Source organism: Pseudomonas sp. NFPP02 (genome assembly GCF_900119355.1).
GTDB lineage: Bacteria > Pseudomonadota > Gammaproteobacteria > Pseudomonadales > Pseudomonadaceae > Aquipseudomonas > Aquipseudomonas paracarnis.
Map to the genome: position 1 here is coordinate 147,541 of NZ_FPJI01000010.1, position 13,057 is coordinate 160,597.

Genomic DNA, 13,057 nt, shown 5'->3' on the forward strand with positions numbered 1-13,057 from the left:
CCCGGTTTTATAGCGCTTGACCTTCCCAGTATGGCAAGCCGGATAAAAACCCCACGTGTCGGTTTGTCTTGAAAATTCCAAGGAGGGTGAACGATGTGCACCAAACCAGTAAGCCTCATTACCGGGGCGTTGGCCGTAGCATTGATGCTCGGCGGATGCTCGGACAATGCGCCGCCAGCTGCAGCCGCCAAGCCACCCGGCGTGCCGGTCGCCCAGGTGGTGGCGCGTGCGGTGACGCCGTTTGTGGAGTACACCGGTTCGTTGACCGCCATCGACCAGGTTCAATTGCGACCGCGAGTCAGTGGCTATCTGCAAAGTGTCAGCGTGCCCGAAGGGCAGTTCGTGGCCAAGGGCAGTCCACTGTTTGTGATCGATCCGCGCATGTTCCAGGCGGCAGTGAACGCAGCCAAGGCACGTCTGCGCGAGGCCGAAGCCAATGCGTTGCTGGCCCAGGCCGAGCATGGCCGTGCCGAGCAGTTATATGCCAAGAAGGTGGTGGCACGTGATCGTCTCGACACCGCCGTTGCTTCGTTGAACGCCGGCAGAGCGCAGGTGGAGGCCGCCAGGGCTGCGTTGGATACGGCCCAACTGGACCTGAGTTACACCCGCGTCAGCGCACCTATCAGCGGGCGCATCGACCGCGCATTGGTGACGGAAGGCAACTATGTGACCCGCGGGGAAACACCCCTGACCACGATTGTCTCCATCGACCCCTTGCATGTGTATTTCGATGTGGACGAACGCACTTACCTGCATTCGCTGGCGGCGACGCGGCAGCACGCCGGGTCCAAGGGCGACCAAGCCGCCAAGGTCATGGTGGCGATGCTCAACGACACCACCTATGCACGGGCCGGTCGCGTGGATTTTCTGGCCAACTCGGCTGACCGCAAGACTGGCACGGTGCGCGTGCGTGCGGTGGTGGAAAACCGGGATGGGCGCTTGACGCCGGGGCTGTTCGCCAAGGTCAAGCTGGATACCGGCTCGGCGCAACCCCGGGTGTTGATTGCCGACCATTCCATCGGCACCGACCAGGGCCGCCGTTATGTGCTGGTTGTCGGTGAGGGCGACAAGACCGAGTACCGCCCGGTGGAACTGGGCCCGGTGGTCGACGGCCTGCGGGTCATCGAACAGGGCCTGCAACCGGGCGAGCGCATTGTCGTCAAAGGGCTGGTGCGCCCCGGCATGCAGGTGACACCGCTGGCCGCCAGTATTGACGGCAAGCCGCTTGAAGCACCGCTGGCGGTGGGGGGCGTGCAATGAGCTTCCCACGCTTTTTCATTGACCGACCGATCTTCGCCATTGTCCTGTCGGTGTTGATGATGATCGGCGGCATCGTGGCCTTCTTCCATCTACCGTTGAGCGAATATCCCGCCGTCACGCCGCCCACGGTGCAAGTGACGGCGTCGTATCCGGGGGCCAACCCGCAGGTGATTGCCGAGACGGTGGCGGCGCCGCTGGAACAGGTGATCACCGGGGTTGAGGGCATGCTTTACATGACCTCGCAGTCGGCCACCGATGGCCGCATGATCCTGACCGCAACGTTCGCCCAGGGCACCAATGCGGACATGGCGCAAATCCAGGTGCAGAACCGTGTTTCGCGGGCTTTGCCGCGCTTGCCCGAAGAGGTGCAGCGCCTGGGCGTGGTCACGCAGAAAACCTCGCCGGACATCCTCATGGTGGTCCACCTGCTGTCCCCCGACCAACGTTATGACCCGCTCTACATCTCCAACTATGCCTACCTGCAGGTGCGCGATGAGTTGTCGCGCCTGCCGGGGATCAACGATGTGCTGGTGTGGGGCGCGGGTGAATACAGCATGCGCCTGTGGCTCGACCCGGACCTGATCGCCGCCCGTGGCTTGACCGCCGGTGATGTGATTGCTGCCGTGCGCGAGCAGAACGTGCAAGTGGCGGCCGGCTCGGTCGGCCAGGCACCGGATTCCACTGCGGCCTTCCAAGTCACGGTCAATACCCTGGGGCGCCTGACGGATGAAGAGCAGTTTGGCGACATCATCATCCGCACCGGCGATAACGGCCAGGTCACGCGCTTGCGCGATGTGGCACGTATCGAGATGGGGGCCGATGCCTACGCGCTGCGCAGCCTGTTGGACGGCGAGCCTGCGGTGGCGTTGCAAATCATCCAGAGCCCGGGGGCGAACGCGCTGGATGTGGCGCAGTCGGTGCGCGATACCATGCAGCGCCTGCAAACCAACTTCCCCGAGGGGTTGGTGTCGCGGATTGCCTATGACCCCACGGTGTTTGTGCGCGCTTCGCTGGAGTCGGTGGCCATCACGCTGATGGAAGCGATCCTGCTGGTGGTGATCGTGGTGGTGGTGTTCCTGCGCAACTGGCGCGCGTCGCTGATCCCCTTGATGGCCGTGCCGGTATCGATCATCGGCACCTTTGCGGTCATGCACCTGATGGGCTTCTCTCTCAATACCTTGTCGCTGTTCGGCCTGGTGTTGTCGATCGGCATCGTGGTCGACGATGCAATCGTGGTGGTGGAAAACGTCGAGCGGCATATCGAGAACGGCGAGGAGCCGATGCAGGCTGCGCGACGGGCGATGAGCGAGGTCACCGGCCCTATCATTGCGATCACCTCGGTGCTGGCGGCCGTGTTCATTCCCACCGCGTTTCTCAGTGGCCTGCAAGGCGAGTTCTATCGGCAGTTTGCGCTGACCATCGCGATTTCCACCATCCTCTCGGCGGTCAACTCGTTGACCCTCAGCCCGGCGCTGGCCGGCCTGTTGCTGCGGCCACGGCATGCCGCTGTGGTGCATGACCCACGCAGCCTGCGTGGTCGTGCCGCACGGCTGTTGGAGGTACTGGGCCGGCCGTTCCAGCGTGCGCCGCAAGCCTATGGCAACACTGTGCGCAAGGTCGTCGGCCGTCGTGGCGTGGCGCTGTTGGCTTACGGCGGCTTGCTCGCATTGACCTGGTTCGGCTTCAACGCGGTACCGGCCGGCTTCGTGCCGATGCAAGACAAGTACTACCTGGTCGGTATCGCCCAGCTGCCGAACGCGGCCTCGTTGGAGCGTACCGATGCGGTGGTGCGGCAAATGTCGAAAATCGCCCTGGATGAGCCGGGGGTCGAGAGTGTCGTGGCGTTCCCGGGACTGTCGGTCAACGGCTTCGTCAACGTTCCGAATGCGGCGGTGATGTTCGTCATGCTTGATCCGTTCAAAGAGCGCACCTCGCCGGATATGGCGGCGGTCGCCATCGCCGGGCGTCTGCAGGCCAAGTTTGCGAGCATCCCCGACGGCTTCCTCGGCGTGTTCCCGCCGCCACCGGTGCCGGGGCTCGGGGTAACCGGGGGCTTCAAGCTGCAGGTCGAGGACCGTGGCGGCGTCGGGCTGGAGGCGCTGGTGCAGCAGACCCAGGTACTGATGACCAAAGCCACTGAGTCAGGCCAGGTAGCCGGGCTGATGACCAGCCTGGACGTCAATGCGCCGCAACTGAATGTCGACATCGACCGCACCCAGGTCAAGAGCCAGGGCGTGCGCCTGGCGGATGTGTTCGAGTCGCTGCAGGTCTATCTGGGGTCGCTGTACGTCAACGACTTCAACCGGTTTGGCCGCACCTACAAAGTCACGGCCCAGGCCGACGCGGACCATCGCATGCAGGCCGAAGCCATTGGCCGCCTGCAGGTGCGCAATGCCGCCGGGGACATGCTGCCGTTATCAGCGTTTGTCACGGTCACGCCGAGCTCCGGGCCTGACCGGGTGATTCACTACAACGGCTATCCCTCGGCGGATATCTCTGGCGGCGCGATGCCAGGGGTCAGCTCCGGGCAGGCGGTTGCGCTCATGGAGCGCCTGGCCCAGGAGGTACTGCCCGAGGGCGTGACCTATGAATGGACAGATTTGACCTACCAGCAAAAGCTCGCCGGGTCATCGGCCCTGTTTATTTTCCCGCTGTGTGTGCTGCTGGCTTATCTGATCCTTGCCGCGCAGTACAACAGTTGGCTGCTGCCGTTGGCGGTGTTGCTGATCGTGCCCATGTGCCTGCTCAGCGCAATCCTCGGCGTGTGGCTGGTGGAGGGCGACAACAACGTGTTCGTGCAGATCGGGTTGGTGGTGCTGGTGGGCCTGGCTGCGAAGAACGCCATCCTGATCGTCGAGTTTGCCCGCAGCCTTGAAGCCGAAGGCGCCAGCCCATTGGAAGCGGTGATCCACGCCTGCCAATTGCGCCTGCGCCCTATTTTGATGACGTCCCTGGCGTTTATCGCCGGCGTAGTCCCGTTGGTGTTTGCCAGTGGCGCCGGGGCCGAGATGCGCCATGCCATGGGGGTTGCGGTGTTTGCCGGGATGTTGGGCGTGACGCTGTTCGGTCTGTTCCTGACGCCCGTTTTCTATGTGGTGATGCGCAGCCTGGCGCTGCGCGTGCAGCGTCAGGGGGCGAGTCCGACGGTGCAGCTAAAGGAGAGCGCATCATGAAACAGGCGTATCCAGCTTTTCTGTTGTCGTTGACCCTGTTGGCCGGTTGCGGCTCGGTGGGGCCGGATTATTCCGCGCCAGTGCTGCCCGCTGCGCAGCGGGCGACGAGCTTCGGCGCGCCCATCGCCGGGCTTGGTCCGGGCGAGGTCGAAGTGCAGTGGTGGCAAGTGTTTGACGAGCCGGCATTGAGCCAATTGATCCAACAGGCACTGGCGGCCAACCACGACATCGGCATCGCCGCCGCACGCCTGGACGAAGCCAAGGCGCTGTTGCGCGAAAGCCGTCAAGGCTTCCTGCCCAGCGGCGGCGCCGCCCTGGGCTACGAGCACCGCCAGCGCAGCGAGGTCGAGACTCCCTTCGGCGAGCAGCGCTCTATTGAAACCACCCGTGCGGCGGTGGATGCAGCCTGGGAAATCGACTTGTTTGGGCGCGTGCGTCGCTCGGTGGAGGCGGCCCAGGCCCAGGCGGGGTCGCGTCAGGCGTTGCTGCGCAGCGTGCAAGCGAGCGTCGCGGCGACGGTCGCGGCAACCTGGTTCGAGCTACAAGGGATCGAAGCCGAACAGGCGGTGGTCGCGGATATCAGCCAGAGCCAGCGCGACAGCCTGGGCCTGGTGGGGCAGATGGTCAGCGTCGGCGCCGCCACCGAATTCGACCGGCTGCGTGCCGAGGCCTTGTTGCGCAATGTCGAGGCGGTAGCGCCTGACCTGGAGCGACGTCGCGCCAAGTCAACCAACGCGCTGGCGGTGCTGCTGGGGCAAGCGCCCCAGGGGTTCAAGCCACCGCTGGCCCGGCCTGGGCGTGAAACCTTGAACCTGCGCACGTTGCAGGTGGGAGACCCGGCCGGCTTGCTGGCGCGCCGTGCCGATATTGCCGCGGCCGAACGCACGCTGGCGGCTGCGACCGCGCAGATTGGCGTGGAAACCGCTGGCTTGTATCCGGATATCCAGGTGCAGGGTTCCATCGGTTTGCTGGCCGGAAGTCTCAGCGCCCTGGGCGATGCGGGCATGCAGTCGAACTTTATCGCGCCGGTGATTCGCTGGTCGTTGCTGGACACCGGGCGCGTACGAGCGCGGATTGCCGCCAGCGAAGCACGTACCCAAGCCGCGTTGATCGCCTATGACCAGACCGTGTTGCGGGCCCTGCAGGAAACCGATGATGCGTTCCAGGCTAACCGTGCGGCCGGCAACGCTCTGGGCTTGCGGCTGTTGGAGGCGGCGGCCAACCGTGAGGCAGCCAGCTTTGCGCGCGAGCGGTTTGCGCAAGGCGAGGGCGTGTACCTGGATGTGCTTGAGGCCGAGCGCGCGGACTTCACCAGCCGCCGGGCGTTGACGGCGGCGCGCACGGAACAGCGCTTGGCGGTGGTGGGGATCTATAAGGCGCTGGGTGGTGGGTGGGAGATCTGTGAGAGGGCGGGGCAGGCGTGCAAGGGGGCTACGGTGTTGCGCTAATGTGGACCTGTGGGAGCGGGCTTGCTCGCGAAGGCGGCCTGGCAGTCAACACAGCTGGATTGTGTACATATCCATTCCTGCGGTAACGGCCACTTAGGGTTCCGCCCTGACGGCGGCTCACTTTTGAAAAGAGCCCAAAAGTAAGCAAAAGGCTCTTGCCCCACCACTCGGCACCTCGCTTAGGCTCGGTGTGCCCGTAATCCGCCAGTGATTTGGGGGGCCGCCGCCACGCGCCATCCATGGCGCGGGGCGGCTAAACCGGCATCCCTGCCGGTTTACCCCCAAATCCCTGTCGAATTCCGGCCAGCGTGGTTTAACGGGGCGCTTAAGATCAAAAGCAGATCAAGAGCGGCTCGCTTCGCATCGTGGTTACCGTTGGCAGGCAAGATTTCGCGCCTGGACAGCTCTGCGTCCGTCATACTGGCAAGCATGACTTTCGACTCGCCTCTCGCCGCTTACCAACATGCCATCGCCCAGCCAGGTTTCGTCGCCGACGACGCCCAGCGCCGGGCGGTACAAGCCTTGCAAGCCTGTCACGAGGCCTTGCATCAAGGGCGTTCGTCGATTGCCGGCGTTTACCTGTGGGGCCCGGTGGGGCGTGGCAAGACCTGGTTGATGGACCAGTTCTACCAAAGCTTGCGCGTGCCTGCGCGGCGCCAGCATTTTCACCACTTCATGGCGTGGGTGCACCAGCGCTTATTCCAGCTCACGGGCACCCAGGACCCCTTGCAGGCGTTGGCCAGGGAGCTGAGCCAGGCAGTGCGCGTGCTGTGCTTCGATGAATTGTTTGTGAATGATATCGGTGACGCGATCATTCTCGGCCGCCTGTTCCAGGTGATGTTCGAAGAGGGTGTGGTGATGGTGTGCACGTCCAACCAGCCGCCCGACCAGTTGTATGCCGGTGGCTTCAACCGTGAGCGTTTCCTGCCGGGTATCGACGCGCTCAAGCAGCATATGCAGGTGGTGGCCGTGGACGGTGGCGAAGATCATCGCTTGCATCCCGGCGTGGGCATGCAGCGCTATTGGGTGAATCAGCCCGAGGCACTGGCGGCGGTGTTCCGACAGTTGAGCCAAGGCCAAGCCGTGAACAGTGTGGCGGTAAGCGTAGGGTACCGCACCATCATGACGGTGCAGGCCAGTGACACCGTGCTTTGGTGTCGCTATGCCGACCTGTGTGAGCAGCCCCTGGCCGCGATGGATTTCATGCTGTTATGTGATCGCTTCCACGCCATTCTGCTGGGAGACGTCCCCAACCTCAGTGCACAGAAACGCCCGGGCCGGATTGCCCGTGGCACCGAAGACGGTGCCGAGCGCGTGGTGGCCGGGGATCGAGAGTTGCCACAGTTGTCGGTGCATGACGACAGCGTACGGCGTTTTATCGCGTTAGTGGACGAATGCTACGACCGCAAAGTGCCACTCTTTATCGACGCCGCGGTGCCGTTGCACAGCCTGTACACCGAAGGCTACCTGGAGTTTCCTTTCCGCCGCACCCTGAGCCGTCTGCAAGAGATGCAACTGGAACGCTTCGCCACCTAGGAAAAATCGCCGCTCCAAAGCTCTTTGCACGCTTTGATGCGCGCAACCTTCGCATTTTCTGTCAGCGATTTGTCGCTTATCTCCTTCATCTACTGCCGACTCCACGCTTACAATCGCAGCTCTCAAAGGGAAACGATTCCCTGGTTGTCGCTATCGAGGAAGGAAATGGACACCCCAGACATCCTGGTGCTGCAAGCCAGCTATACCAACGCCGTGCACGCCGACGCCATTGGCCTGTTGCTCAACCATTACGCTGAAGATCCGATGGGCGGCGGCCACAGCCTGCCAGCCGATCTCTTGCAGCAGTTGCCAGCCGAACTGGCCAAGCGCCCACACGCGTTCAGTGTGCTGGCGTTCGTCGGGGGGGAGCCAGCGGGATTGGTCAATTGTTTCGAGGGCTTTTCGACCTTCGCCTGCCGGCCCTTGGTCAATGTCCATGATGTGGTGGTGAAAGAGCAGTTTCGGGGGTTGGGGTTGAGCCAGAAGATGCTGCAAAAGGTCGAGGAAATCGCCCGGCAGCGCGGTTGCTGCAAGATTACCCTCGAAGTGCTGGAAGGCAATACTCTGGCGCAGGCCGCGTACCGCAAGTTTGGTTTTGACGACTCAGTGTTTGATCCGGCCCATGGGCGGATGTTGTTCTGGAATAAACCGTTGTAATAAATAACCGGCAAAAAAAAGGCGCCATTAAATGGCGCCCAATAAACCTTTGCCAACGGAGCAGAATGGCGCAGGGTGCTACGGATTAAGTAAGCATTAACTCAGCTGTTCGGTTGCGCCTGTTCAACCGTGTCGGCCTTGACCGACTTGCCATCGGCGCTGGCAACTTGTTGCTCAGCCTTGCCGTGGGTTTTTTCCTGAATGAAGCTGAAGTTGTTGTAGAACTCCTTGGAGCGCTCTGCGCCGCCCTCTGCAAAGGCAGCGGCAGAGGTCAGGGTCATCAGGCTGGCCAGCATCAAGGTCGAGAGTTTCATAGTGGTATCCCCATTAAAGTGATAGGTGTCTGGTCGCTTCGTGATCAGATCATGGAGCGACTATGGCGTTATCTTATTAAGTGGGAATTAACGGGAGATGCCGTTGAAGTTAACAGTTTTGTTAACTTCAACGTGCGAGGCTATAACTTCCAATCCAACGCCAGCGTGACGGAACGCGGCTCGCCCCAATACACCCCGTTATAAAAACCCACGCGCTCGTAATATTTCTTATCAAAGAGATTATTCACGTTGACCGACGCCGAAACCTGTTCGTCGAATTGGTAGCGCGACATCAGGTTGACCACGGTGTAGCCCTGTTGCGTGATTTTCGCCCGTGTGGTTATTGGCCGGCCTTCGCTGTTGCGCTGCCCGGTCGGGCGGTTGCTGAAGTCGTAGGTTTCGCTCTGCCAGTTCACGGCGCCGCCCACCGTCAGTTTGCGCCAGGCGCCCGGCAGGCGATAGGCGCTGGAGATCTTCACCAGGTTCAAGGGTTGGCTGGTGTTGTTGCGTTTGTCAGAGCCATTGACCGAATGGGTGTAGGTGTAGCCGGCGGACAGGTTCCAGTCCGGCGTGATTTCACCGGCGGCTTCCAGCTCGAAGCCGTTGACCTTGTTACCTTTGCCGCCGGATTTGTAGTACTCCTCTCCCGTGACTGGGTTGGGCGGGACTGAGTCATCCCGCTCGGCGACGTTGTCCTGGGTACTCCAGAAGTACGCGGCGGCCAGGTTCAAACGCTCGTTCAGCACACTGCCCTTGAGGCCCACTTCGTAGTTACTGCCGACCACGGGCTCCAGGTACTTCTTGTTGGCATCACGGTAGTCCTGGGGTTTGAAGATGTCGGTATAGCTGGCGTAGACGGTGTACTGCGGCGTGATGTCGTAGAGCAGGCCGGCGTAGGGCGTCCACATATCATTGTGGGTCTGGCTGGTTTTGCCCGAAGCGGTCAGTTGGTCGTTGGCATCGTATTTGGGCTCTGCGCTTTCCAGCTCCCAACTGCCGTAACGGCTGCCCAGTACGGCGTGCAAGCGGTCCGTGAGGCTCAGCCTTGTGGCCAGGTAACCGGCTTTCTGTTGTTTCTTGCTGTGCTCGCCTTTCAGATCGGTCACCTGGTCGGTGAACTTGCTGATGCCGCCCATGTGCTTCCAGTCCTGAATGGGGTAGTAGCTGGCTGGCAGGTCGCTGCGCATGAAGGGCGAGACATCCCGTTGTGCGGCTTCGCCATAGCCCATCATCAGCGCGTGTTCGCGGCCCAGCAGCGTGTAGCTGCCGGCCAGGTTGAGGTCGATGGCCTCCATGCGCGAAGTGCCGCGCATATGGCTGGCCCAAGCCGTCATGCCGCTGCGGTCGGGGTTGGGGAAACCGGCGCCGCCGTAATACACCTTGCCATCGGTGTCGCTCTGGCGATGGGTATAGGCGGCCTTCAGGTGCCAGTCGCCGCCGAGCCGATGGTCGAGGGTGGCGAAGGTGGTCTTGTCGGTCAGCGGCCAGGAACTCCAGTGCGCCGCCATGTTGGTGGAGCGGGGTAGCCTGGCCTTGCCGCCCTGGCTGTTCCAGTAGGGCACGGTGCCCCAAGACGTGCCTTGCACCTGTTTGTCCTGGTAATCAAAGCCTGCGGCCAGCACGGTATCGTCGGAAAGGTCAGCCTCGAGAATGCCGTAGCCCACCGCCCGCTGCAGCCCATAGTTGTCACGAAAAGACTTGCTGTCGCGGTAAGCCAGCACGCTACGCCCGCGCAGTTTGCCGTCGAACGCCAGCGGGCCGCCCACGTCAACGTAGCTGTAGTAGTTGTCATGGCTGGCGCCACTGATGCCGGTCTTGGCCTGCCACTGGGCGGTAGGGCGCTTGCGCACCATGTTGACGGTGGCCGAAGGGTCGCCTGCGCCCGTGGTCAGGCCCGTCGCGCCGCGCACTACTTCGATGCGGTCGTAGATGATGGTGTCGGCGTCGGTCTTCATGTAGCCGAAAGTGTTGAGCATCCCGTCAACCTGGAAGTTGCTGATGCCATAGCCTCGGGCGGAGTAGTAGACACGATCGGAGTCGTAATGCTGAACGTTGACGCCCGTGGTCTGGCGCAACACATCCGTCAGGGTATTGAGATTGAAGTCGTCCATCTGCTGGCGTGTGATCACCGAGATCGATTGCGGGGTTTCCTTGACGGAGAGGTTCAGCCGCGTGGCGGTGCTCATCGAGCCAGTAGTGTAGGCGCCGGTGTGCTCGGTGGTGGCGCCCAGGCCGTCGGCGCTGATGGTGGTCGCGCCCAGTTCCAGGGCTTTGGCGGGGGCTGTATCGGGGGCGGGGTCGGCCCGCGAATCCGGGCTCAGCGCCAGGCTGAACAGGCCGAGGGTGAAGGTCATGGAACGGGTGAAGGGCGCAAACATCGCTGCAGACTCCTTGTCGTCTTTGATACCTCCCCAGGCGGGGAGGGCTTGGTTCAAAGACGAAAGGAACTGCGGAACTTTAGGCTCAAACGAGAATGATTGTTATCTTTCTGTTACAAGGCCCTGGCTTACTTGGCCACCACTTCGGCGCCGTCGGCCTTCTTGGGCTTGATCAGGCTGAAGTCGATCAGTGCCTTCTGCTTGGTCTCGTAAGGGTTGCCGATCAACAGGGGGCGTGGCTTGAAGCTGTCGCTCACCAGGCTCTTGCTGTGGTCCAGCTCATCGAAACTCAAGCCTGCCATGTCGGCCCAGGTGTGGATCAACTGCGAACTGCTGTAAGGCCGCTGCAAGTCGCCGGCGAAGCTCCAGTCGTGACTTTCGCGCCATTTTGGCGAGGCGTAGGCCATGAACGGGATGGTGTACATCGGCGCGGTCGGCTTGCCTTCGTTACGGCCCAAAGTGTCGTGGCCGGCCGAGTCGAACACGTCTTCGCCGTGGTCCGAGAGGTACAGCAAAAAGCCGTTGGGGTCGGTCTTTGCGTAGTCCTTGATCAGGCTGGAGACTACGAAGTCGTTGTACAGCACCGCGTTGTCATAGCTGTTATAGGTCGGCAACTGCGCATCGCTGACACCCGCCGGCACGCCCTGGCGGTCGGTGAACTTGTCGAAGGTCTGCGGGTAGCGGTACTGGTAGCTCATGTGGGTGCCCAGCAGGTGCACCACGATGAACTTGCGTTCGGCGGTATCGGCCAGGGCCTTGGAAAACGGCGCCAGTACATCGCCGTCGTACTGACGGGCGTTCTGGTTGCGGTTGTTGTTCAGGTACACCTGCTCGTCGGCCTGTTCGGAAAAGGTCGTGAGCATGGTGTTGCGTTTGGTCATGGTCTGCTGGTTGGTGATCCAGAAGGTCTTGTAGCCAGCCTGTTTCATCACGCTGACAATCGACGGTGTCTTGAGGTACAGGTCCGGGTTTTCTTCGTCAGCGAAGGTCAGCACCTGTTGCAGCGCTTCAATGGTGTAGGGGCGCGGGGTGATGACGTTATCGAACACGGCCAGTTGGTCGCGCAGCTTGTCCAGCTCCGGCGTGGTGTTGCGCGGGTAGCCGTAGAGGCTCATGCGCTGGCGGTTGGTCGACTCGCCGATGACCAAGACAAGTGTGGACGGCTGGCCGGCCATGCTGTCCTTGAGGTTGTTCAAGGGCGGGATCTTGCTTGCACTGGTGAGCATGCCTTGCATGTTGTCCAACTGCTCGGTGTAGCGACGATAGGCGACGATCATCTGCCAAGGCACGGCAGGCTCGATGCGGGTTTCGAAACGATCGATGGCCAATTCCATGGTTTCGCTGGTGGCGATCTGCTTGACCAGTGGGTAGCCCACCACCGCCAGGACGATGGCAATGGCTGCCACGATGGACTGGCCGCGAGGCAGATACACCGGGCGCAAGCGCGTCCACAGGAAGATGGCGAAGGCGGTGTGGGCAATGAACGCCAGCACGATCCACCAGGCAAAGTATTGGGTGGCGTATTCGCCGGCTTCAGAGATGTTCGACTCGAACATGATGAAGATGACGCTCTGGGAGAATTCCTGCTGGTAAATGAAGAAATAACCCAGGCTCGCCATGGAGCAAGCCCACAGCACCACGCCGATCAAGGCGGCGAGCAGGCGCGTACGACGCGGAAACAGCAGCATCGGCGCCAGCCACAGCGCACTCATGAAGAAGGCCTGGCGGAAGCCACTGAAGCCGGAGGTGCCGGTCAGCTGGATAAGAAGTTGGGTAATACCCGAGAAATACCAGAAAAACAGGAATAACCAGCCAAGGCCGGCCCAATCAAAGCCTTTCGCAGTCGTCGTGCTGCGTTTGAACATCGCCATCCAGCGCCCCATCAGAAAAAGATTGTCGCGCGCAGGCGCGCAACATCGGGCCGCCCAGGAAGTGAGCGGCATCGCGGAACGGGAGTATCAAGAGGGGAATGTGAAAACTTTGTGAGTTTTCTGTAGGTATTGCCTTACAACGCGTTCGGCACGGGCATCAGCACAGGGCTGGCTTGGCATCCGACGGCTGATCGAGATGGGCTTGAAGGTGCAAGCGCAGGCGCAGGACTTCCTGTTGCAACTGATCGCGCTCGTCTTTCAACTGGCGCAGTTCATCGCGACGGAGGGTGACGTAGAGGGTCTGTGGCGGACGGGTCATCTGTGCTGTGCTCATTGCTTACCTCGCAAATAGCCGGTAGATCGCGGTGCCAAAACAGGTTTCTGGCAACAGTCGGAAGCAAGTTTGAATTCTTTTTCGCA

9 protein-coding genes are annotated in these 13,057 nt (G+C 61.8%); 5 read left to right on the top strand and 4 right to left on the bottom strand.

Going from position 1 to position 13,057, the window contains the following annotated elements:
- The first annotated feature begins 93 nt into the window (after positions 1 to 93).
- The 5 genes from BT204_RS18520 to BT204_RS18540 all read left to right on the top strand — a co-directional run bounded on the left by BT204_RS18520 (position 94) and on the right by BT204_RS18540 (position 8,074).
- Positions 94 to 1,260: an efflux RND transporter periplasmic adaptor subunit gene (locus BT204_RS18520; protein WP_072447806.1), complete on the top strand. Its 1,167-nt coding sequence runs from the start codon at positions 94 to 96 to the stop codon at positions 1,258 to 1,260.
- Positions 1,257 to 4,433, top strand: coding sequence for an efflux RND transporter permease subunit (locus tag BT204_RS18525; RefSeq protein ID WP_072447808.1), 3,177 nt, complete (start codon positions 1,257 to 1,259; stop codon positions 4,431 to 4,433). Before BT204_RS18520 ends, BT204_RS18525 begins: the two co-directional genes overlap by 4 nt.
- Entirely contained in the window at positions 4,430 to 5,881 is a 1,452-nt protein-coding gene (locus BT204_RS18530; RefSeq protein WP_072447810.1) for an efflux transporter outer membrane subunit, read from the top strand. The genes BT204_RS18525 and BT204_RS18530 overlap by 4 nt, the downstream gene beginning before the upstream one ends.
- Positions 5,882 to 6,310: 429 nt before the next feature.
- On the top strand, positions 6,311 to 7,417 hold the full coding sequence (zapE, locus tag BT204_RS18535) for a cell division protein ZapE (protein ID WP_072447890.1): 1,107 nt from the start codon (positions 6,311 to 6,313) through the stop codon (positions 7,415 to 7,417).
- Positions 7,418 to 7,582: 165 nt separating this feature from the next.
- Positions 7,583 to 8,074 carry a GNAT family N-acetyltransferase gene (locus BT204_RS18540; protein WP_034127723.1) on the top strand — a complete coding sequence of 164 codons (492 nt, stop codon included), beginning with the start codon at positions 7,583 to 7,585 and terminating at the stop codon, positions 8,072 to 8,074.
- Between the two features lie 101 nt (positions 8,075 to 8,175).
- Here BT204_RS18540 and BT204_RS18545 read toward each other — a convergent pair whose 3' ends face one another.
- The 4 genes from BT204_RS18545 to BT204_RS27915 form a co-directional block, all read right to left on the bottom strand.
- Complete coding sequence (locus tag BT204_RS18545; protein ID WP_034127722.1) at positions 8,176 to 8,388, bottom strand: hypothetical protein; 213 nt, start codon at positions 8,386 to 8,388, stop codon at positions 8,176 to 8,178.
- 140 nt (positions 8,389 to 8,528) lie between these two features.
- Positions 8,529 to 10,766 carry a TonB-dependent siderophore receptor gene (locus tag BT204_RS18550; RefSeq protein WP_054897792.1) on the bottom strand — a complete coding sequence of 746 codons (2,238 nt, stop codon included), beginning with the start codon at positions 10,764 to 10,766 and terminating at the stop codon, positions 8,529 to 8,531.
- 128 nt (positions 10,767 to 10,894) lie between these two features.
- Positions 10,895 to 12,637, bottom strand: coding sequence for a phosphoethanolamine transferase CptA (locus tag BT204_RS18555; RefSeq protein ID WP_032892095.1), 1,743 nt, complete (start codon positions 12,635 to 12,637; stop codon positions 10,895 to 10,897).
- Between the two features lie 157 nt (positions 12,638 to 12,794).
- Positions 12,795 to 12,971 (bottom strand): DUF6026 family protein, encoded by a 177-nt coding sequence (locus BT204_RS27915; protein ID WP_254914296.1) that lies wholly within the window; start codon positions 12,969 to 12,971, stop codon positions 12,795 to 12,797.
- Between the last annotated feature and the right edge of the window lie 86 nt (positions 12,972 to 13,057).